The sequence below is a fragment of the Marinifaba aquimaris genome (assembly GCF_013328345.1).
Classification (GTDB): domain Bacteria; phylum Pseudomonadota; class Gammaproteobacteria; order Enterobacterales; family Alteromonadaceae; genus Marinifaba; species Marinifaba aquimaris.
Genome location: NZ_JABULX010000030.1, coordinates 1 through 23131, shown reverse-complemented (window position 1 = coordinate 23131; position 23131 = coordinate 1). Strand labels below are relative to the sequence as shown.

Below are 23131 nucleotides of genomic sequence, written 5' to 3'. Positions count from 1 at the left end.
ACTCTTTTTAGTGTTCCATCACTAGCTTGTCTGCCAGTAACTCCACTTCTTTTTTGGCATTACGCTGTAACCAGGTCAGGATAAATACGCCTGATAATGCGCCAACCATACCCGCCATTGTTGGGATAGTGGCTTTAGAAACACCTGATGCCATTGAGCGTGCGCTACCTGTTCCTGAAATAGCCATGACATCGAATACTTCAATCATGCCTGTTACTGTGCCTAGTAAGCCTAGGAATGGGCAAAGAGCGACAAAACACGCTAATAAAGCTAAGTTTTGATTAATTGCCATTGATGCACGTGATATTTGTGCCTGACGAATTTGCTCCGCGTCCCATGAACCTTTATCGGTACGCGCTTCCCACTCTTGTTTAATACGCTTTTTGATTGTAGGAAAACCTTTAAATACAAACACTAAGCGCTCGAATATCACTATCCACATGACGAAGATGAGGCCGGCGATCAGGGTTAATACCTGACCACCTGTTTCCATAAATCCTCGGATAGCTTCACTCATTTCAGCTAGTGCTAACACCTTAAGCTCCTTTTTCAGAACGCTCAGCGATGATACCCGCGCTTTGCTCTTGTAAGATGTAAACTAAGTTCTTAGAGCGCGTGTGTAGAACTGTGTAAAGTAAGATAGTTGGTATAGCTACCACTAAGCCTAGAACCGTTGTCACTAGGGCTTGAGAGATACCACCGGCCATTAATTTAGGGTCACCTGTACCGAATAATGTAATCGCTTGGAAGGTATTGATCATACCGGTTACCGTACCAAGTAAACCCATAAGTGGTGCAACAACAGAGATGATCTTAATAAACGTTAAGTTGCGCGTTAACTTAGGTACTTCACGCATAATCGCTTCAGATAATTTAAGCTCTAACGTTTCAGTGTCCGCTTCTGGATGCTTGTCTTTAACCTGCATCACACGGCCTAATGGATTATCAGATGTCGCTTTATCCGCTTTTAATTGACGACGCACTTTACCGCCAACTAATGTTAAAGAGATGAAACGCTCTAACGCGATTAATAAGCCCACTAAACCAACGGCTAAGATAACGTAACCAACTGTACCACCTTGCTCAACACGCTCTTTAGTATCAGGTGCTTGAACTAATAGTGATAAAATTGAACCGCCTGTAGGGTCAAGGGCAAACTCAACAATACCTGAACCATTTTGAATCGCATCGGCACTTGCTGTGTAACGCGCTGCAGGTTGACGAGCAAGCTCAGCTAAAGAGCCTGTTTCGCTTACGTATTCGATGTATTTACCATCAGCAACTAAGTTGAATGCACCAACACGAACGATTTCTTTTTCAACCTTATCACCCGTTTGTGTGATAACCGGTGCTTTGAAGGTTGTGATCTTGCCAGATTCAGTCATCTCACGTTGTAACTCGAACCATACCGTTTCAATTTCTTCGATACTGGCTAGCTTTGAGCTTTTGCCCATCTTTTGTGCTAACTCATCCATGAAAACGTCACGGTTTGGATATTGTGTTGAGATAATAGAGTTTTGGAATTTACCTTTTGCATCACCTGCAACTTGTTGTAAAACACCGAACAACTCTTTTAAAGAACCCATGCGCTTATTTAATGCATCGGTTTTATCTGCAAGGGTGTACTCGTTCTTTTCAAAGTCAGACTCTAACTGCTGACTAGTTGCGATAGCGTTATCACGTGTGTTTATCGCATTTTGTAAAAGCTTAACTTGCTCGTTTTTACGCGCCATGAAATCAGCTTCGCGTGCTTTATTTTCTTGGCTTTGGAATAACTGACCTTGCTCTAATTTAGATAAAAGTTCATCTAAGTTAGCCGGGCCTTCTGCCACAGCTGGTGCAGATAACGTCATACAAGCTAAAGCAATTGCAGCCGGCTTAGCGGTTAATTTTTTGAAAGTATTTTTAATATTCATGTTCTTATCCTGCCGGTATTACTGAGCTGCAGCTAAAGGCAACATTAATAAATCAGGGGCTAACTGCTTACGAGCAATACGTAAACCTTTAGAAATTTGAATGCGGTACTGTGATGGTAATTCGATAAAACCAGCTTGGTCTTTATCCCAGCTACCGTTCACTTGACCATCGCGTGTTTGATAATAAAGTGCGACACGGCCTATGCGTAAGAACTCAACATCGCGCTCTACACCATTGATTGTTAATAAACCAGTGTAAGCTTCGATTGTTTTTCCGTAGTCAACTTCAACTTGGTAAGCTTCTAAAACACGGCGGAATTTTTCAGACGTGGCAACATCAGCTGCACTCATCATGATTTTTAAATCAGCGATGCGTTTTGCACGCTCATCAGCTAAGAAAGGAACATCTAAAGCAACAAACTGCTCTAAACCATCAACCATACGGATCATTAAAGGTACGATTTGACGTTCAATTACACTTACTTTGTCAATTGAAGCATCTAACTCAGCCATTTCGGCTAATTGATTATCAACTTGCTTTTGCAATTGACCGTTGTATACGTTTAAACCTTCGATTTCTTTGTTTACTGTTTTGAATTGTTGTAAACGCTCTTGAATATCATCGCTGATTTTATCGATTCTTTTTTGTGATTCAGCGGCTGATTTATTAATTTCGGCACCTGCTTTAACAACAGGCTTTACAATATCATTCGCGCTAACGTTAGCTGATAAGCTAACCGCTGCCGCGATTAAAGAGATTTTTAGGCTGTTTGAGAGCTTCATTTAAGCTTCCTCGGTTACTTTATAATTGACGCGAGAAAGGGTATTTCAGCTCAGTGACGTTTTGATGAACCAAATATTACGTAAAAGTTACAGGGCAAAATTTTTTAACACAAACGTAAGAAAAGAATCACGATTGAAATGTATCTGTCACCATTTATTCATTTAAGACCAGATAAATGAATAATTGGTGACATTTTTTTTACTGACTTTTTGACAGTCTTGTCATATTCCAAGCGAGTAGTAAGCGTTTTGTGTCACGGATGAGCACAATTAATTTTGATTTTTACTGATGATTTCAACTAAGTCGTTCTCAATTAGATAAGCCTGATCGAACGTTTCTAACTTGTTGTATGAAATCATCCCTTGAATGCCGTCAATATAAGCTTGACCGCGTTCTGAGTATTTATCTAATGTTGTGGCAAGCTCCATTCCAGATATTGCTTGGCCATCAGCTCGTAGCTGTGCTCTTAATGAACGCAACTTTTCATAAGCCCCCGTCGTGTTTATATTCAGCATATAACCTTTAACTGAATCAAGAGGGCTATCGAATCGCGCCAAACCATAATTACCTAGCTCTTTTCTTTGTTGCTTAGGGATCATGCCTTTACCAGAAAAATCCCACTGACCAAAGAATGCATTGCCCTCTCTGGCAAAACGGGAGGTACCCCAACCACTCTCTTCGGCAGCTTGAGCTAAGGCAAGTGATACCGGTAAAATATCAACTCTTAATAAAAGTGCTTGTCGCATCTCTTCAGTTAACGGTGAAGCACTGTCTTTAATAATCCGGTATTTAACGGCTAAAGCTTTTAATTCCGGTGAAGTTAAATCATCATTTTGAACGCGTTCTCTTTCCAACAAAATATGTTCATTAGAGATTAAAATGAGCGGCGCCATCAAACGAAAAAAGACATCCTTTTTGATACTGACTGGCATTTTTTGAGAGCGCTCAGCCCAGCTTTCTCCGACCCCGGGAAAAACGATACGCGGTACACCCCGACTACCTTGCTGCCATTGTTCTGCATCGTAGTCGAACTTTTCAAATACCTTTTGCAGCTCAGCAATAGAGGCAATTCGTTCTTCAACCACGGGTTGAGAACCTGCTACTATCGTTTTATCTGACCGTTTGGCGATAATCTCACGCTCTTCAACCGTCGGCGCACAAGCCGATAAAATAGCGATACCCGATATACATGAGATAAATTTTTTAAACACTAACATTACAATCTTCCATAACGCTTTGCTTGATGCATGGTTACAATTTAGCCAATGCTTTTATATGTGCAACTACGCTGCGCGCTAAAGCGGGTAAATTATAGCCACCCTCAAGGGTCGAAACTAAACCACGACAACAGTCCGTATTATCAGCAATGGCACGAATTTGACGCGTGATCCAAATATAGTCATCTTCAACTAAGCCAACCGAAGACATATCATCATCAATATGGGCATCAAACCCGGCAGAAATTAAAATTAACTCAGGTTCAAAAGCGGCTAATGGGGCAAATACACCCTGTTCAATCGCATCTTTGAACTCATCACTTTTCGCGGCTGAATCTAGCTTGATGTTAACAATGTTCTGTTGCTCGACATCAACATCCGTTTCTGGAAAAAACGGATATTGAAACGATGAGAAAAACAGAACACGCTTATCATCGATAAATATATCTTGCGTGCCATTACCGTGATGAACATCAAAATCAATAATTGCGACGCGCTTTAAACCGTAGTGTTCAAGTGCATGAGCGGCCGCAACGGCTACATTGTTGTAAAAACAAAACCCCATGGCTTTTTTGCGTTCTGCATGATGGCCTGGTGGTCTAACATTACAAAATACTGAATCATGCTCACCAGCCATAACCAGATCAACACCAAGCACTCCAGCACCCGCTGCGTGTTGCGCTGCCAATAAGGTCTTAGGGCTAAGTGGTAAATCATCACTTAGCATATTAAAACCTTCTTCAGGTACTTGGCTGGCTAGTTCGTCTAGGTAGTCAGCATCGTGCACGCGTTCAAGTTGCTCGCGCGTCACTAAAGGCGCGTCTTTGTGCACAACACAGTAATCTAAACCTGTCGATAAAAGTTGATTATTAATGACATCAAGTCGCGCCGGACACTCTGCATACCAATCGGGTACTTTGTGCATTCGGCATTTGTAATGGCTGATAATCGCTGCTGTCATTTATTATTCTTATTATGTTTTTTATTTTAGTGCTTTGTTATTTTTAGTCGTCTAGCTCAGGCTCGATAAACTCAGTGCCCCAGCCGTCATACTCAACGCCAAACTCCTTTGCCATTTCAGCCATTTTTTTCGTTTGTTCATTGATGGCCTCTACTGACAATGTGGTCTGTGCAACCACGTCAAATGACAAAATCTCTTCACCATCGTCGGTAATATACTCATCAGCATCTGTTGCTTCAAAACCGTACTTATAAGCGGCAACAGCTGCTTTTTCTAATTTGTTGAAGTCAGTAGAAGAAAAATGGTGCTCAATTACATAAGTGGCATGAGGGTCACTACCGTCTTCAAGTAATGACTCAACAACCATTTTGTTAAAGGCTAATGGGTTTTCGTGAAATTCCACAATGCGCTCCTCGTTAATTAAGCTTTGGCTGACTTTTCTAATTCAGCCACTTCGGCATCTAATGCTTCAATTTTTTCAAGCATTAAAGTGTGATATTCATTTGCTGTTTTTCTTAAATCTTGGCTTTGCTCGGCTGTTAACTTTCGCGGCGCTAAGGTTTCAACAATTAAATATCCATTATTCCAACGGTTTAATTTAATTTTTTCGTGAGTGTTATTCATCACGATAGGGATAATAGGTACATCAGCTTCTTGAGCTAACTGAAAGGCACCGCGTTTAAACTTTAATAGGCCGCGACCATAAGAGCGTGTACCTTCAGGGAACATCCAAACGGTTACATCATTTTTAGTAATGGCATCAGCTGCTTTTGATAACGTGCCATGTGCAGCTTTTCGATTTTCTCGGTTAATTAAAATATTGCCCGATAGCCAATACAACCAACCAAAGAACGGGATCCACTTTAAGCTTTTCTTGCCAATGGTAACCCCGCGTTTAGGTAAGGCACCAGAGATAGTAAAAATATCATAACTGTTTTGGTGATTACCTATGATAACGGCAGGGCGAGTTTTCTCAGCTTCTTCATTGGTGCGATAAATCACTTTTACGCCGATAATCCATGCTACTTTGGCATATAGATCAGCAAATACTTTTACATTGGAGGGGTTGAAAGGTCTGAAGGCGCAAAAAACAACACCGATTAAACTAACAATGATTAAATAGATAGCAATTAAAAGAATACGAATCGCTGCTAACAAAATGGCTCTCCCCTATAAATTACGGCGCAAAGTATATGTTTATCTGGCACAAAAGTCAGCAAGGGATCGATTCAATTGATGTTCGATGCGATTTTAGGCAAGAAAAAAGCGACCTAACGTCGCTTTTTTTAATTTATTCTCAGCTAACCATCACTGGGCTCTAGCTCTGATGATACACCCTCATCGGGTATGTTAGATTCGATCAACACATCATCAACGCGTTGTAACCCTCTTGGTAACTTATTACCTCTTCGACCACGTTCGCCTTTGTAATGTTCCCAATCTTTCGGCTTGAGTGTCATTTTGCGTTTACCCGCAACTAAAACAATACCATCTTGTTCGCTCACAACACGGATGTGTCTTAGGTACTCTTCTCTATTGCGCGCGCGTTCAGCACTGATACTAATCACCTTATTCCCCTTACCTTTAGCAAGTGAAGGTAAATCAGCAATTGGGAACACCAACATACGCCCTTCGTTCGATACACCCACGACAAACTGCTCCACATTAGACAATTTAACAGGCGGTAATACCTTTGCATTGGCGGGTAAAGTTAATACCGCTTTACCGTTTTTGTTTTTACTAACAAGGTCTTTAAACTGAGTAACAAAGCCATAACCCGCATCGGATGCCATCAGGTATTTATCATCATCTTGCGCTAAAATAACGTGCTCAATGCGCTCGCCCGCACCAATATTAAACCGGCCTGTTAATGGCTCACCTTGGCTTCTAGCAGATGGTAAAGTATGGGTTTCAGTGGTAAAAGCACGACCTGCAGAATCAACAAATACAGATGGTTGGTTAGAGCGACCTCGAGCAAAAGCTAAATATCCATCCCCTGCTTTGTAATTTAGCGCCTGTGCATCAACATCATGGCCTTTAGCACAACGACCCCAACCTTTTTCAGAAACCACTACTGTGACGGCTTCTGTCGGTACTAAGTCTTTTTCGCTTAACGCTTTAGCTTCAACACGCTCAATAATAGGTGAACGTCTGTCATCACCATATTTTTTAGCATCTTCAGTTAGCTCTTTTTTGATTAGCTTTTTAAGCTCTTTATCAGAACCTAAAATTTTCTCTAACGCCTGGCGCTCAGCTTCTAATTCATCTTGCTCGCCGCGAATTTTCATTTCTTCCAACTTCGCTAAGTGACGAAGTTTGAGCTCTAGTATTGCTTCAGCTTGTTTGTCTGTTAACGAGAAACGCTCGATAAGTTTTGCTTTAGGCTCATCTTCAGTACGAATGATATGAATCACTTCATCGATATTTAAAAAGGCGATTAATAAACCTTCTAAAATATGCAAACGAGCAAGCACTTTGTCTAAGCGATACTGCAAACGACGTGTAACCACATCTTTTCGATACTCGATCCACTCTTTTAAGATAGTGATCAAGCCTTTAACTTGAGGTCGACTATTTAAGCCAATCATATTCAAGTTAACGCGGAAATTTTTCTCTAAATCGGTTGTAGCAAAAAGGTGTTGCATTAATTGTTCAGTGTCAACGCGGTTTGAGCGCGGTACGACAACTAAGCGAATAGGGTTTTCATGGTCAGATTCATCACGTAAATCGGTCACCATAGGGAGCTTTTTCGCCTGCATTTGCGCAGCAATTTGCTCTAAAACCTTACCTGTTGAAACTTGGTGTGGCACTGCTGTTATTACCACTTCACCATCTTCAATTTCATAAACGGCACGAGATTTAATGCTACCGCGACCCGTTTCGTAAATTTTCTGGATTTCTTTAGCGGGGGTGATGATCTCAGCTTCTGTTGGGTAATCAGGTCCAGGGACTAAAGCCATCACATCTTCGATTGAAACGTTTGGCTTATCGATTAATAACTTACAAGCAGAAACCGTCTCACGCACATTGTGCGGTGGAATATCGGTAGCCATACCAACAGCGATACCTGTAATGCCGTTAAGCAAAATATGGGGTAATCGCGAAGGTAACTGTAATGGCTCTTTCAACGTACCATCAAAGTTCGGCCCCCAATTAACAGTACCTTGGCCTAATTCAGAAAGTAAAACCTCAGCAAATTTAGATAACTTAGCTTCGGTATAACGCATTGCTGCGAATGATTTAGGATCATCTGGGGCACCCCAGTTACCCTGACCGTCAACAAGTGGGTAGCGATAAGAAAAAGGCTGAGCCATTAGCACCATGGCTTCATAACATGCAGAGTCGCCGTGTGGATGGAATTTACCGAGAACATCACCCACAGTACGGGCTGATTTTTTGTATTTAGCAGAAGCGGATAAACCCAACTCAGACATAGCGTAAATAATACGGCGCTGAACAGGCTTTAAGCCATCAGAGATATGAGGTAATGCCCTATCCATGATCACGTACATGGAGTAGTTCAAATAGGCATCTTCGGTAAATTTACGCAGCGGCAGTTGCTCTACGTTTTCAAGATTAATATCTAAAGTATCAGACATATGGCTCGGGGTAAGTTGTCATTATCATTATTAGCGTGCTACAGCTAAGAATTGAGCACGCATTGTTAGGTTTCACACTACACAAAATTGGTAAAATTTACTAGAGCACTACTCGATTAAAAACTAAAACTTAGCTGCTGCTCGGTTATATCGCTATCAGTCAGGCCAACACTTAAGCCGACTAAACGAATACTTCGCCCTTTTTGTCGAGACAGTACAGCCTGCAAAAGTGCCATAAAGTGAGATTTTTTTAACTCAGAGACCGTTTTCTCAATAGTGGTGGATTGAAAGTCATTGAACTTTAACTTCAAAACTTGCTTTTTGATGTGCTTACTCTGTTTTTTTGCATCAATGCGCTTACAAAGTTCATCAAAAAGTGGCTCGATAACTTGCTGTATTTCTCGCTCAGAAAAAATATCTTGTGCCAAAGTATGCTCTACGCCAATTGACTTTCGATCTCTGTGCAAACACAGCTCTCTGTCATCAATGCCATGACTGCGCTCAATAAGTGCATAAGCAAACTTGCCAAAGCGATCGATTAATTCTTTTTGTGAAAATACTCTCACATCAGCGGTTGTTTCTAGCCCCATATTTGCCAGCTTTTTAGCTGTCACTTTGCCCACTCCGGGAATTTTACGCAATGGTAAAGCCGCTACAAAGTCGGTGACTTTGTCAGGCGGAACGACACAAATACCATTGGGTTTGTTTTCATCACTTGCAATTTTGGCAATAAATTTATTCGGCGCAACCCCAGCTGAGGCGGTTAATTGAGTTTGTTGGTAGATTTCTTCTCGTATGGCTTGGGCAATTAATGTGGCAGAGCCATTAAAGGCTTGGCAGTCAGACACATCTAAATACGCTTCATCTAGCGACAAAGGTTCAATTTTATCTGTGTACTGCTGAAAAATTGCTCTGACTTGCTGTGAGATGGATTTGTAAAGGTTCATATCACCTTTAGCTAAAATAAGATGAGGACATAATTTTAAAGCTTGCGCAGTTGCCATTGCAGATCGCACACCATAAGCACGTGCTTCATAGTTACATGTTGCGATAACACCGCGCCTGTCTTTTGCGCCACCAACTGCCACGGGTTTACCCGCCAATTCAGGATTATCCCTCACCGCCACCGCAGCGTAAAAGCAATCCATGTCTACATGAATAATTTTCTTTGCCATCTCAAAAGCTGTAAATAAAAACAGTACTAACAATTATACATAGCACTGTTTATTTATCCATATTAAAAGCAAGGGATAAGACAGTTGCTGAAATAACTGCGTTAAAGCTCAATCATTACAGCTTTAACACACTCATTGACAGTTTAAACGTTTGAAATGAACTTATTGAAATGATTGGGTTAGTTGCTCCAACCCATCTTATAAGAGAGATAAGCAATGCCCATTAACAGCGTAAAAAAGAGAAAAGAAAATAAACCGGCATAGGGTAAATTAAATAACATAACCACCTCCAATCGTTTGTTCGGTTTAAATATTAACCAGTTAGTAATTGAAGTGAATTGCTTTTACCCAAATTAACAAATCTGATCAAAACTATGCTTTGTATTGCCATGGCCCAAAAAGCAAAAAGCCCGAGTATTCACTCGGGCTTTTAATTATTAATCAGGTCATTTATCGGCGTTAAACGATTCGGTTATTTTGCCACTGCTTTTCTTTTTCAGCACGTTCGGCTTCTTCTTTTGCCATTTTCTCTTTGCGGTTATCGCAAGGGTCATCACAATTACATGCTTTGTCGATACCTAATGCACCAATGCCACCGCAGCTCCCGCTGATAGTTTTTCTCTGTACCCAATAGCCAACTGACATGGCTAATACGATCACCAAAAAGAACCCGAAAACGAGTAAAAAAACTGTCATTACTTCTCCGCAACTATTGTAATGCCTTGTTTTTTAAACCTATTGTTAATAAGGCTTAAACTTAGGACTGTATTGTACTTCTAAACCTGTGGCGGATTTTACCACAAAATTCGATAATTTGTGCAGCCTTAGTTAAGCAGGTTTCGTTAAACGAACAAAAGATCAAAAATTAGGTTTTAGCGAATCAAACCACTCTGGATACCTGCTGCTTAAACTATCAACATAACTGCGGCCAATTGGAATTTCTTCTATACCTAAATCAAGCGAGTAGCTTCGTTTATGTCGTCTTCTCACTGATTTAACTTTATTTGGGTTAACTAGCCATGAGCGATGCACTTGAACTAACGACTCATCATCAAAGTAGTTTTTTATCGTTTTCAATCTCATCATGATGTATTTGGGATTACCGGTTTTTTTGTAATAAATCCCGCTGTAACCTTCATCCGCTTTAACAAAATAAATGTGCTCCTTTCGGCTGCTTATTTCATATAGCTCAGATAATACCTGTGGTTGCTGAGCTAGATGCATCACAGATTGCCTGCTGATATCGATTAGGTTTGCAACACAATCAAAGAAGGATTTATCTTGTTCACTTGGTTCATCATTTAGAACAAATTGCAGGGATAAGTTGTTATTCTGCACCAAATAATTCGGTTCTTTAACGATTTTTGGCTCTTCACTGACCGACTTAATGATGGTGTCATCGGTAAGGTGCGAAAGTACAGACTCCAATTTTAAATCAATGTCTCCTGTCACTAACGCCTGCTGCTGTAACTTTTGCAAAATACTTAATCGCTTTTGATCATTTAATTTAGATTCTAAATGTTCTAGATAAACAATTTGCTGACTTTGAGGCTCTAAAGTTAATTCAAGTATGAAATACCCCTCATTTACCTGAAAAGCTTGTTTCCACTTTTGCGCAATTTTACTTAGTTGTAACATTGCATCCATACAACATAGTGCCGTAAGGTGGCATTTATCGGCAGCTAACTTAACTTTAAATTCACCTTGTTTGAGCATTATGCGTAATAAAAAAATCAGAGCCCGAATATCTGATTTGACAAAAACGAGGCTGTCACTGGGTAAAGCTGATAAATAGTCTTTATCTAAACTCATGACCAGAGCATTTAAACAAACACTTCGATTTCTCAATTTCATTTCTGTCGTCGTCAATTCTTCAGCATTGATATTTTGTGATAAAGACAATAAGAAGAGCTGATCATTCTGCAATTTTAGTAATTTCAACTGACTATCATAATAAAGCTTGGGAAGTATCGCGCGCGAAGAGCGTTCAAATAGCACACACAACTGTTCAGCAATTAAGCCGACAATAGCCAAATGATTGAAAAGTTCAGATTTAATTCCCCTATGTTTTTCTAGTTCTGCATCCGCTAGCTTCTGCTGTTTAAGCTGATTTAAACGCCAAAACATCCCCACAATGATGATCAAAATGCCAACAAATATACCTAGCAATAATTTTTGATACTCAATCAACAAACTCTTTAAATCGAGGATAAATGCCTTAGTCGGATAATAGTGCTCAAATAATAAAAACTGCAGCGATTCAGCCGATTTTACATCACTGCTCAACTCCGATAATGCCACGCCAGCAAAGCCTTGTTGATCAGCATAATGAAGTTTAGCAAGTGCAGATTGATGAGATTCAAAAGTAACGAAAAGTTTGTGCTGATGGTTATATACATAGTGACCTTTAGTGTATTCATCCCAAATAAGCTCACTGCCTTCTTGCTCTAATAATTCAAGTACTTGAGAATAACTAAATAAACCAGAAGGTTTACCATTTATGTCGTTGCGACTGGAATCCGGCAAATACTGCCATGGTTGGTATAAACCTTTATTTTCACCATATTCAACCCCTTGCCAGGCGTGAATATGGCTAGGAATAGACATCACGATTTTATCCGCCGGCAAGCCTTTTTGCTTTAACCAAGCTACCCCAGCCTCTATGGTATTCTCGGGTGTTGGTAAATTTGGATTAATGCCCAAAGGGGCTTGGTGTTGCGCCTCTTTACTCCATGCGCCATACATAAAAGATGACGTAATAGAAACAAAATCAAGATGTTCACTAATTTGCTTGGGGTGCCAGATACCTGAATACTCTTCAACAAATGCAGATACTAATGACAACCAATACTTTTTTTTTCGTTTTGTTTCTAGTTGATCTAAAGCTTGCCTTAACTCTGTAATAAGCAGTGAAAGATTGTTTGCATCGTCAGGATGATTAGGGTTACCAGGATCACCACCATAAACAGGGTAGCGCCAGTCAACTTCAATTCCATCAAACTGATATTTATCAATATGCTCAATTAAATTATTAATAAAGTACTGCCTTACAGTGGCATCAGCGGCAATTGCGGAAAAATAAGTGGAGTTACCCCAGCCGCCCAAAGAAATGATATTTTTTAAATGAGGATGTTGCTTCTTAAGCTTAAGCATTTGGCCATAACTGCCATTTAGCCGATCGCCTGAAATGGTGTGGTCTGGGTAGTTAAATTTGATATCCGTTTGTACATCACACATTTCAACCGTTCCACCCTTGCCCGGTTTGATGCATTTGTAGATCAGGTGCGTCAACCTTTGCGCTTCTACATCATGAATGTGGTAGTTGTAATTATAAATAACCCAGAAATGAAAGTAACCAATTACCCATTTCTCTTTTGCTTGACCAACAAAGCTTAAAAATACGAACAGTAGACCTAATACCAAGCGCATGATAACAACCAAAACTTCAAAATTTCCATATACAAGCGTCAGTTGCATGGGCCACTGGTAAACACCAGATAAACACATAACCAACATTTATTGCTTTTTTATAACAATAAAAACAAAAACTCAACATCTAAAAATATTTAATTTTTATGAAAAAATAAAGTTAAATTAACAACTTAACTTATTTAAACGAAGTTTCTTGGGAGAGATCAGGCGGCGATAAATAGAAAGGCATGGTTTAAACCATGCCTTTGAGTGAGTTGTTATTACTTAACAATACTTAAGTGGAATAACTGACGGTTATCTGTAGAACAGGCTTCAGCATGAACCGTATTAGTTGCCTTTTCAGTGATATATAAACATGAGTTAGTTTCTTTGTGACGAATTTGCCAAGCATCACCTCTTGGTACCAATTCAAATTTCATGTGTTTATCACCATACCACCAGTCCCAATGGTCAACATCCATGGTGCCAGAGTTAACATACATGGCCTTACTGGTTCCTGTATGCATCAAATTAATATACTTAGATTCATCAGTGCCTTTAATTTGCCAAACCTGATCGTATGAAGGAAAACAATTAAAGGCTCTGATATTACTACCATTGCTCGCATTTGGACTATACAAACAACCATGAGTTTGTTGATGACTAATTCGTATTCTGTAACCAGGTTTCAAAGCAATCTGAGTAGGTGTTTCTGTATCAATTTGGATTTTAAGTTCACCATTTGCCTGATTTTGTAGATTTGTGCGCTCAACAACAGGAACATCATCAACCCACCCTGTAATTTCAAGGCCAGTATCAATTTCAAAGGCGTCTAAGTACGGGTCAATTTTATCAAATCTTAAAACAACATTTTCTTTGTTAAATGCATGGTCTCGGCGAGTCCATACCTGGTCCGTAATGTTTTGAATATAACAATTAACTGCGGTCAATTGAGCCGTGATACCATCCCAACCATCAACTGAGTAGCATTTTTGAGTACCTGCGTTGTAGCGAATTTGTTTACCGGCGCGGTTAATACCATAAACAATTTTATTGTCGTCAACTTTTAAAGAACCTGGCACTAACCATGTTTTAGGATCTTGTGTTGCACCATAGTCGTGTTGTGTCTGCAACCAACCGTGGCCTGCTGCCCAATAGCTAAATAATAACGTGCCATCATCCGCAACACTGTATACACCGTCTTTGTTTGTCGCTAAGCTGCCCGGAACAGAAGGTTTATACGTAGTCGTTAGCGTTGCAAAACCAACTTGGCCGTTACCTGCATTGTAAGTATTGAAAATACGACCATCGTCAAAAGTACCAAAAATACGGTCATCCCAACCCACTAGAGAGTTAGGGCTAACATGTCCTCCCCATTGGCCAACATTTACACAATCAAGGGTATCGATAAAACACATATGAATGGAGTGATTACTCTGCTCAGTAATGGCATAAACCACCTCTCTACCATCATTTTTACCACCATAAGTCAATGTATTAGGAATAACTTGTTGATTACTTAATTGAGAAAAGAGGCTTAAGTTTGTGCCTTCGACTTTAAACAGACTGCCACTTTTAGAGGCTACTACTACCCCTTTATCGGTATTAACTAAACTACCCTGAGCAAAGGTTGCAAAACTAACGAGTTTAAAGCTATCAGCAAAAATATCACCACTTAGCTCAGATGAAACTAACTTACCGGCAGTGCTTATCGCATAAACTCTGTCACCATTGTTTGAAACGGCGATGTTGCCTGGCTTAACTTTTGTATGTGTTTGCTGATGAGTAATGAAATCACCACCCACTTCTTCAAACTGAACAATTTGATGATTTTCATCAACAGCGAAAACCGTATTACCCGGACCTTCTACTAACGAGCCAACAAGCAATGGACTATTTGATGAGACGTATTTTAAAGTGCCATTAGCTAGGTAAACTTGCAGGCGACCATCTTTTGTTATTGTTGCAACCCCAAAATAGTCTTCAGATGGACTGCCAACAAAAGCCTGTAATCCAGATGTTGGTATCCCGCTAATTGCTAAGCTACATTCTGCCGTTTGCGAAGTGTAATCATGAACGGCGCCATCTCTGGTCACTAATGAAAAGTTTGCCGCTTTTAACTGAACTGGACTAGATGCAAATACTTCTGCTGCACATGCATCTTTAATTACTAGTTTTTCGAAGAAATTCGTTTCATAAACCCAGCCCTTTGAATCGGCTAATGAAGTAAATTGACTAATTGGGGAAGGTTGGTAAGACGTTCCCTGAGGTGTGGGGTGGCCATGTGGGAAAGACACCATACTTTTTGTGAAATATTCTGCATAATTAAATTGAAAACGTTCATTTGGCAGTTTACCACTAGGTAAATCGTCTTTTGTTGGCACCCCCTGAAAAATACCGTCACAACCTAAACCTAAGCTAACTTTATCTTGTGTACAGATAAAATCATAATTTAAATTCTGCTCGGGATTATTAATGTCAGCTTGGATCGTACCAAACTCTGTCGATACTAGATCTAGATCCATCGTCTCGTTAAAGATATAACCTACAGTTGCAGCATTCGCATTACACTGAATTGCCCCCATGATTGCCAAAGCAACTAAATTTGTTTTTGTTTTCATCTAAATGTCCACTTTTTATAATTTATTTGGATACGCCTTAAGCGTTTTTTCAGAATAAATAGCAAAATCTTCCCTGCACAGACCACCTGGGCTGATAATCACCAAAAGCCAATAAAAAACATTTAATATCAATAAGTTAAATAAAAACCTATATACTTAAAATATCGATAAACGGCCCTCCACATAGTGCTCATTGAGCATAGAGCAACTAATAGAAAGAAAAGGATAAACAGCTGATTTAAATGAAGTTTTTTATTCATTAAGGCGAAATCATGCCCGTAAGGAAGCGTTACTGAAAATGAGTATTCAACGTTAAAACAATCTGAACTCATCATGAACGAACAGATAAAAATCTTACATAACAAACACTTAACCTATATCCATTGATAAAAACAAACATATTAACGGCTCATAACAGGTTGTTTTTAAGCGCTAATGAGGTGACATTCAAAAGGATAACTAAACCAGTAAAAACAAATTAAACAATTGTTTTAATTAGCTTTTATCTTTGCACTCAAAGCGGAAAGTAAGTTTTAGTGGGAAAAATACAAATAACACTTATCTATTGCATAAGGTTTTAGGTAAAACGAGAAACTGATTTTCTTTTTGCTTTCCACCTTCTAAAAAAGCCCAAGTAGTGTGTATTTTGGTGATGAGTGATTCAGCTGCGAAGGTATATCCAAATTGAGGTATTTTTGAAGAAGCTAAAGAGGTAACCTAAACAAATTCAGATAGTTCAGTTTCTTATACAATGAATAGTATGACATGTCTTGATAAGCCTCCGAAAAGTCATTATCGACGAGCAAAAAAAAGTACGTTTAATTAAACGTACCTTTATAAGAAGATAAGCTATAAGCAACTAAGTATTATCTCTATAGCTTTTGAGTCATGCCAAATTCTATTTTTTCAGCGATTAGTTTAAATAAGGTTTGAATTTAGGGCTGTACTGCACTTCAAAACCGTCTGCCGATTTAACAATAATAAACACGGCTAAGGCTTGCTCTTTGGCAAATTCGAGTGCTTTTTCAGGTCCCATTACATTCATGGCAGTTGCTAAACCATCTGCCATCATCGCTGATGGATGTAGCACAGTAACCGATGCTAAGTTATGGGTAATAGGTTTAGCTGTCGTTGGGTCAATGGTATGAGAAAAGCGCTTGCCGTCTTTTTCAAAATAGTTTCGGTAGTCACCCGAGGTGGCAATACTGATATTAGCTAGGTTGATAATTTTTTGCACGCTGCGCTCCCCCGAGGTTGGCTTTTCAATGGCTACACGCCATAAACCGCCTTGTGGCTTTTTACCTTTAGCACGCATCTCACCACCAATTTCAACGAGGTAGCTGCTAATCCCCTTCTCTTCTAAGTACTCGGCAACTTTATCGACGCCAAAACCTTTGGCGATAGCTGATAAATCAACTGAAATTTGTGACTGGCTTTTGGCAAGTGTATTTTCTGTAACGGCCAACTTATCTAAACCTGTTAAGCTTTTTGCCAGTTTTAATTCATCTTCAGTAGGCACGATATTGGTTTGCCCCTGTGCACCAAAGCCCCATAAGTTAATTAACGGTCCTACGGTCACATCAAGTGCGCCTTGAGTTTGTTGACCAATTTCAATCGCTTTACCAACAACAAACGCCGTATCTTTTGATACTTCAAACTTCTCTTGCTCTGTGTAGCGATTAAAACGGCTTAACTCTGAGTCTTTTATATAGGTCGACATTTGTTGGTTAACGGTTTTTAAAATCGATTCGATATCACTGTAAAAGCTTTGGGTACGAATTTTGGATTTATCCGCGTAAAACTTAACTGAGTAAGTCGTCCCCATTGTTTTACCTTCTAGTAAAACTTGCTGAGGGATTTGTTGTTGAGCTTGGCTTTGAGTTGTTGGCTCGGTACAAGCGGCAACAAACAAGCAACTTGAGGCCACAATGGCTAAAGACTGAAGTGCTTTTTTCATATTGATATTGTTTATCCGTAAAGATCTAATTTTAATACGATTTAGTGTGTTACTGATTAAAAGTATAACACTGGTTAATCAGCTTTTTTCGGCAAAATATGCTGACAAATAATTAATCATGGCTTTCAGCTTAGGCGTCGCCCCTTTGCGACTGGGGTAAACGACAGACAAATCAAGCTCTGGCCCCGTCCAATCGGGTAATACGAGTTCAAGCATCCCATCAACTAACGCTTTATCGGCCATGTAACTCGGTAAAAGGGCAATCCCCATTGAATCGAGACAAGCTTGACGGATGACCATAAAATCATCACAGGTAAAAGTAGCATTGATAGCATAATCTTGCTTTGTTGTATCTTTATTTTCTGACAATTGCCAATTGGGAATGTTAGACAAGGTATTCATAAATAGACACGGTTGCTCAACCAACTGCTGTGGGTGTGTTATTGCTTGGTATTGGGCTAAGTAGTCTTTACTAGCAAACAGCTTCATTTTAATTCGATAAATGGGTTTAGCGATTAAGCTAGAATCATTATTTAAGCCGACACGAATAGCAAAGTCGTAATTTTCTTCAATCAGATCGACTCGCCGATTCGCTAATTTCATCAACAACTCAACTTTTGGGTATTGCTGATGAAACTTAGCAACAATGGGGGCAATGAGCTCAATTCCTATGGTATTGGACGTACAAAATCTTAACTTGCCTTGTGGTACCTCCGATAACGCATCAATGCAATCAAAGCTGGCATTAAGCTCCTCCTCAACTCGTTTAGCATGCTCATAAACTAGCTGCCCCATTTCCGTTAAACGCAATGCTCGGGTTGTTCTTTCAAGTAAAAGTACCTTTAACTCACTTTCTAAGCGGCTGATTTTGCGACTAATGTTAGATTTAGGTAGCCCCAATACATCAGCCGCCTTGGTAAAGTTGCCTTGTTCAACAACTTGGACAAAAACCAAGTAATCATTGATATCAGTTATTTTAGTCTTAAGCACTTATTGTTACCCTAAATAGAACAATCACTCCCATTTTAGCGTATTTATCCAATTCAGGTAAGCCTCTAAACTTGCATTCAAGTTAAACAAACAATTGAACACAAATAGGAAAAGACAATGCAAGTACTTCACTTTAACGAATTACCACAAGGCGGTTTCAACGGTTTAACAGAGAAGCGTTTTGTAACGGATAGACGCGTTTTTCAGGGCCGCGCACATGAAAAGGCATTCGATGGTTTAGGTAATTTTGTTTACTTAGCCGATGCGAGTTACTTGCCTTTTGGTGAAACAAAAATGCACAGTCATAGCGAAATTGACGTTATTTCTGTAATGGGTTCGGGTCGTGTTTCGCATGAAGGATCGCTTGAGCACGGTAAAGATATTGAAGCCAACATGGCTCAGGTACAACGCGCCGGTGCAGAAGGTTTTGCGCATAATGAAATTAATCCCGAAGAAGGGCCTAACCAATTAATTCAAATTTGGGTTTTACCAGACCAATTAGGTGAGCGTGCAGGCTATAAAACATATCAATTTAAGCACGGCGAATTAACTAAAATCTATGGCGGCAGTAAAGCACAAGACGATACATTCTATAGCCAAACAGCTTTAAGTGTCGGGTTAGCTAACAAGGGCGATACTTTCACTTTACCGGGGGAATTAATGGCTTATCTACCAAAGGGGGATGCAATTATCAATGGAGAAGCGGTTAAAGCACAAAGCCTAATCAAAGTAGAAAACGGTATTGATTATCAGGCACAAGATGATGACGCCATGATTATCTTTATTTACCACGATGATGCACAAAACTAATCAGTATTAATTTGAACTAAGGGCAAAGTAAAATGAGTAAAATAAAAAGCAGTTTGAGCAATTATTTAATGTTAGTGCCACTGGTTTATTTCATTCCACCTTGGGTGGCACAAAATATCAGTGATAATCATTTGATTGTCACTCTTATTTCTCTTGCAGTGATTGTGCCTTTGATTAGTTTTGGCTTAATGCCACTATTAAGCCGCTTTTCTGGGGCCAACAAGCAATAATAATGGTAATTAGCTAAGCTCTACGGTAAGGTGCGCCGCTTATCGACACGTTAGCAAATACGCTAACTAAGTAATGAAAGAGTATCTGTATGCTATTTGCTGATTTACCCCTATCTGAAGCCATCTTAAAAGCTGTGGCGGAACAAGGTTATAAAACCCCATCACCTATTCAGGCCAAAGCTATACCGCCTATTTTAGAAGGCAAAGATGTAATGGCTGCAGCCCAAACGGGAACGGGTAAAACAGCAGGCTTTACCTTACCTATTTTGGAAAGGCTTGCTGAAGGTAGAAAACCTAAGCCTAACCAAGCTCGTGCTTTAATTTTAGCGCCAACGCGTGAGCTAGCTGCGCAAATAGATGAGAATATTACGGCTTACAGTAAACACTTAGTATTGAGTAACCAAGTGGTTTTTGGTGGGGTTAAAATCAATCCACAAATGATGAAATTAAGACGAGGCGTTGATATTTTAGTTGCCACGCCTGGCCGTCTACTCGATTTACATCAACAAAATGCCGTTAAATTTGATAGCCTCGAGGTGTTGGTTTTAGATGAAGCCGATCGCATGCTCGATATGGGCTTTATCAATGACATCAAGCGCATCTTGCGATTATTGCCGCCAAAAAGACAAAACCTGTTGTTTTCCGCTACCTTCTCAGAAGAAATTCGTGATTTAGCAAAAGGGTTAGTCAATAACCCAATTGAAATTTCAGTAGCGCCTGAAAATACCACAGCCGAGAAAATCAATCAGACGATTATTCCGGTAGATAAAAGACGCAAAGCCAAATTACTGCATCATTTAATCGTTGAAAATGGTTGGCAACAAGTGCTGGTGTTCAGTAAGACGAAACACGGCGCTAATCGTTTGACCCGTGAGCTAGAATCTAAAGGGGTAAAAGCTGCTGCTATTCACGGCAATAAAAGCCAAGGTGCTCGCACCAAGGCACTTGCTGGTTTAAAAGCAGGAGAGATCAGTGTCCTAGTGGCGACTGATATTGCAGCTCGAGGCATAGATATCGACTTATTGCCAATAGTGATCAACTTCGAACTACCACATGTCAGTGAAGATTATGTGCACCGTATTGGTCGTACAGGTCGAGCGGGTAGCTCAGGGCGCGCCATTTCTTTAGTCTGCGCCGATGAGTTTAAATTGCTGTCAGATATCGAGCAGCTTATTCAACAACTGATTGTTCGTGAAACGGTTGCCGGTTTTGAACCGGTTAATGAACTGCCAGAATCCGTGTTACGTGCGCCGAAAAAGAAAAAGCCGAAAAAACCGAAGAAGAAGCAAGCTGTAGAAGGTGAGCAAACAGAAGCTCATCAAGCTAAACCACCAGTAAAAAAACGTTCAGGCCAAAATACAAATAAGCCTAAATCGAGCAATAACCGACCTCCTAGAAAGTCAGCGGATAACAAGTCAGGCAATAACTCACCTTCCGGTCAACGCCGCAAAAGACCGAGTAAAGCAAAAGTGAGTTTTAACGCCGCTAAATAAAGCACAAAAAAAGGAGCAAATCGCTCCTTTTTAATACCTGAACATTTTTATTGCCCTGCTCTAACCAACTGACACTTATTGTCAGTTAGCCTCCATTATAGTTTTTCTCGTTGAAAATAAGCCCATTTATAAAGGAGACAAACAATGGCAACAACAGTAATAGAAGTAGTTGAATATCGTTTTAAAGCAAACGTTGATATGAAGAGTATTTTGGCAATTTCTGAGCAGCTCAATGCATTTTTAGCTGAGCAAGATGGCTTCCAATACCGTTCAATGATTCAACGAGATGATAATTTATTTAGTGACTTTATTTATTGGACAGATGAAGACTGCGCTCAAAAAGGCAGTGCAGCATTTGAGTCACACCCAATTGCAGAAAAACTGGCAATGGTCATGGAAATGGAAAACGTGACAATTTCGCTCTACAACGTATTATCAGAGCTTCAAGCTTGTGAGAAAGCTGCGTAATAGACTGAATTAATTAAGGAAATATCATGAAAAAAGCTGAGCGACTATTCCAAATCGTAACTATGTTACGCGGCCGTCGCTCAGTTGTTACCGCCAAGCAGTTGGCCGATATGCTAGAGGTGACAGAACGGACTATCTATCGAGATATTCAAGATTTAATTTACTCAGGCGTGCCTATCGATTCAGAAGCTGGTATCGGCTATAGACTAAAACCAAAACACAGTGTGCCGCCTTTAATGTTCGATGAAACAGAACTCGAAGCGCTACTGCTAGGCGTAAGAATGGTGCAAGGCTGGAGCGGAGAGTCAATGGCAAAAGCCGCCGAGTCAGCATTAAATAAAATTCATTCTGTGTTGCCAGAGAACCTACACCTTAAACATGTGCAAAAGCCTGAATGGCTTATCGTCCCTAATTTAGATGAAGGTAGAAGTTCGAAATACAATGATTTAATCGCCGATGCCATTAAAAACAAACTCAAATGTGATTTGGCTTATACCCGAGAAGACGGGCAGCAAAGTAATCGCATTATTTGGCCTTTGGGGGTGATTTATTGGGGCAGAACATGGACTTTAATTGCCTGGTGTGAAAAGCGAGCGGCTTATCGCATGTTTAGGTTAGATAGAATCAACCTGCTTAAAACCCTTACCGATAGTTATCAGACAAAACCTAATTTGAGCTTAAAACATTACTTATCACTTTATTGTGACGAATAACTTTTTAACAATCTTACTTTAAATCTAGCGCGGTTATCGGTAGTGTTTAATTTGATGTTTAATCTTTAGTAAGGAAACGTTATAAATGCCTGTCACTGTTATGGAAAGTGAAACTGATATCGCGTTGTGCTTTGATGCCTTTTTTGCGCTTCGCCCCCACCTAACAAAAAATACATTCACAGAACAAGTAAAACGACAAATCTCACAAGGCTATTCTATTATCGCGATTAAAGATAATGGTATTGTTGCCAGTGCAGCAGGTTTTAGAGTCAATGAGTTTCTCGCTTGGGGCAAAACGCTCTACATTGATGATTTAACGACGCTTACCGCCTACCGAGGAAAAGGCTATGCCTCATGTTTAATGGATTGGTTAATTAATCATGCTAAAGAAATAGGCTGCGATGCCTTGCATTTAGATACGGGCCATCAAAGGCATGAGGCTCACAAACTTTATCTAAAAAAAGGACTCAATATAAGTTCGCATCACTTATCATTAAGCAACTTGCAAGTTAAAAGCTAAATCCTGAATGAAAAACATCATTATGACCCATCCTAGTATGGGTTGACACTTTTTTGATTAAAACGCCTGATGAATTTCATCGGGCGTTTTGTATTTTAAGGCCGAATGTGGCCTTTGTTGATTATATAAATCGACTGATTGTTTTACCATTTCCCTTGCCTCATTTAGGTTATTTGGTTTCATTAACAAGTATTCGTTTTTAAGAATACCGTTTACTCTCTCAGCCAGTGCATTTTGATAGCAGTCATAACCATCTGTCATTGAAC

General features: G+C 39.8%; 21 protein-coding genes. 6 read left to right on the top strand and 15 right to left on the bottom strand.

From position 1 onward, the window contains the following. Positions 1 to 7 precede the first annotated feature (7 nt). From HR060_RS15785 to HR060_RS15720, 14 genes are all read right to left on the bottom strand, one after another. The gene (locus tag HR060_RS15785; RefSeq protein ID WP_425487464.1) at positions 8 to 535 is read right to left on the bottom strand and encodes a MotA/TolQ/ExbB proton channel family protein; all 528 of its coding nucleotides are present in this window, start codon (positions 533 to 535) and stop codon (positions 8 to 10) included. A gap of 1 nt (position 536) precedes the next feature. Further along, positions 537 to 1916 (bottom strand): MotA/TolQ/ExbB proton channel family protein, encoded by a 1380-nt coding sequence (locus tag HR060_RS15780; RefSeq protein WP_174201258.1) that lies wholly within the window; start codon positions 1914 to 1916, stop codon positions 537 to 539. Between the two features lie 18 nt (positions 1917 to 1934). Then, positions 1935 to 2699 (bottom strand): DUF3450 domain-containing protein, encoded by a 765-nt coding sequence (locus HR060_RS15775; protein WP_174201257.1) that lies wholly within the window; start codon positions 2697 to 2699, stop codon positions 1935 to 1937. 270 nt (positions 2700 to 2969) lie between these two features. Further along, positions 2970 to 3917 carry a glucosaminidase domain-containing protein gene (locus HR060_RS15770; RefSeq protein ID WP_174201256.1) on the bottom strand — a complete coding sequence of 316 codons (948 nt, stop codon included), beginning with the start codon at positions 3915 to 3917 and terminating at the stop codon, positions 2970 to 2972. A 34-nt stretch (positions 3918 to 3951) separates the two neighbouring features. Beyond that, positions 3952 to 4878, bottom strand: coding sequence for a histone deacetylase family protein (locus HR060_RS15765; RefSeq protein WP_174201255.1), 927 nt, complete (start codon positions 4876 to 4878; stop codon positions 3952 to 3954). A 43-nt stretch (positions 4879 to 4921) separates the two neighbouring features. Further along, positions 4922 to 5245, bottom strand: a complete 324-nt coding sequence (gene rraB / locus HR060_RS15760; RefSeq protein ID WP_174201281.1) for a ribonuclease E inhibitor RraB — start codon at positions 5243 to 5245, stop codon at positions 4922 to 4924. Between the two features lie 53 nt (positions 5246 to 5298). After that, positions 5299 to 6036: a 1-acylglycerol-3-phosphate O-acyltransferase gene (locus tag HR060_RS15755; RefSeq protein ID WP_174201254.1), complete on the bottom strand. Its 738-nt coding sequence runs from the start codon at positions 6034 to 6036 to the stop codon at positions 5299 to 5301. A gap of 143 nt (positions 6037 to 6179) precedes the next feature. Beyond that, on the bottom strand, positions 6180 to 8477 hold the full coding sequence (gene parC / locus HR060_RS15750; protein ID WP_174201253.1) for a DNA topoisomerase IV subunit A: 2298 nt from the start codon (positions 8475 to 8477) through the stop codon (positions 6180 to 6182). A 116-nt stretch (positions 8478 to 8593) separates the two neighbouring features. Then, a complete protein-coding gene (dinB, locus tag HR060_RS15745; protein WP_174201252.1) occupies positions 8594 to 9652 on the bottom strand; it encodes a DNA polymerase IV in 1059 nt (352 codons plus the stop codon). Positions 9653 to 10111: 459 nt separating this feature from the next. Continuing rightward, on the bottom strand, positions 10112 to 10348 hold the full coding sequence (nqrM, locus tag HR060_RS15740) for a (Na+)-NQR maturation NqrM (protein WP_174201251.1): 237 nt from the start codon (positions 10346 to 10348) through the stop codon (positions 10112 to 10114). 162 nt (positions 10349 to 10510) lie between these two features. Continuing rightward, positions 10511 to 13168: a glycosyl hydrolase family 18 protein gene (locus tag HR060_RS15735; RefSeq protein ID WP_174201250.1), complete on the bottom strand. Its 2658-nt coding sequence runs from the start codon at positions 13166 to 13168 to the stop codon at positions 10511 to 10513. A 176-nt stretch (positions 13169 to 13344) separates the two neighbouring features. Continuing rightward, on the bottom strand, positions 13345 to 15684 hold the full coding sequence (locus HR060_RS15730) for an RICIN domain-containing protein (protein WP_174201249.1): 2340 nt from the start codon (positions 15682 to 15684) through the stop codon (positions 13345 to 13347). A gap of 913 nt (positions 15685 to 16597) precedes the next feature. Beyond that, complete coding sequence (locus HR060_RS15725; protein ID WP_174201248.1) at positions 16598 to 17641, bottom strand: FAD:protein FMN transferase; 1044 nt, start codon at positions 17639 to 17641, stop codon at positions 16598 to 16600. Between the two features lie 78 nt (positions 17642 to 17719). Next, positions 17720 to 18631: a LysR substrate-binding domain-containing protein gene (locus HR060_RS15720; protein WP_174201247.1), complete on the bottom strand. Its 912-nt coding sequence runs from the start codon at positions 18629 to 18631 to the stop codon at positions 17720 to 17722. Positions 18632 to 18748: 117 nt separating this feature from the next. On the opposite strand from HR060_RS15720, the gene HR060_RS15715 reads away from it, so the two are divergent. From HR060_RS15715 to HR060_RS15690, 6 genes are all read left to right on the top strand, one after another. Next, positions 18749 to 19441, top strand: coding sequence for a pirin family protein (locus tag HR060_RS15715; protein WP_174201246.1), 693 nt, complete (start codon positions 18749 to 18751; stop codon positions 19439 to 19441). Positions 19442 to 19473: 32 nt separating this feature from the next. Next, on the top strand, positions 19474 to 19671 hold the full coding sequence (locus tag HR060_RS15710) for a putative antibiotic biosynthesis monooxygenase (RefSeq protein ID WP_174201245.1): 198 nt from the start codon (positions 19474 to 19476) through the stop codon (positions 19669 to 19671). A gap of 89 nt (positions 19672 to 19760) precedes the next feature. Further along, complete coding sequence (locus tag HR060_RS15705) at positions 19761 to 21164, top strand: DEAD/DEAH box helicase (RefSeq protein ID WP_174201244.1); 1404 nt, start codon at positions 19761 to 19763, stop codon at positions 21162 to 21164. A 144-nt stretch (positions 21165 to 21308) separates the two neighbouring features. Then, positions 21309 to 21632: a hypothetical protein gene (locus tag HR060_RS15700; RefSeq protein WP_174201243.1), complete on the top strand. Its 324-nt coding sequence runs from the start codon at positions 21309 to 21311 to the stop codon at positions 21630 to 21632. Positions 21633 to 21658: 26 nt separating this feature from the next. Continuing rightward, on the top strand, positions 21659 to 22345 hold the full coding sequence (locus HR060_RS15695) for a helix-turn-helix transcriptional regulator (protein WP_174201242.1): 687 nt from the start codon (positions 21659 to 21661) through the stop codon (positions 22343 to 22345). Positions 22346 to 22430: 85 nt separating this feature from the next. Next, positions 22431 to 22865 carry a GNAT family N-acetyltransferase gene (locus HR060_RS15690; RefSeq protein WP_174201241.1) on the top strand — a complete coding sequence of 145 codons (435 nt, stop codon included), beginning with the start codon at positions 22431 to 22433 and terminating at the stop codon, positions 22863 to 22865. Positions 22866 to 22922: 57 nt separating this feature from the next. Here the strand turns inward: HR060_RS15690 and HR060_RS15685 are convergent. Next, a partial coding sequence (locus HR060_RS15685; protein ID WP_174198709.1) for an integrase core domain-containing protein occupies positions 22923 to 23131 on the bottom strand: 209 nt, incomplete at its 5' end.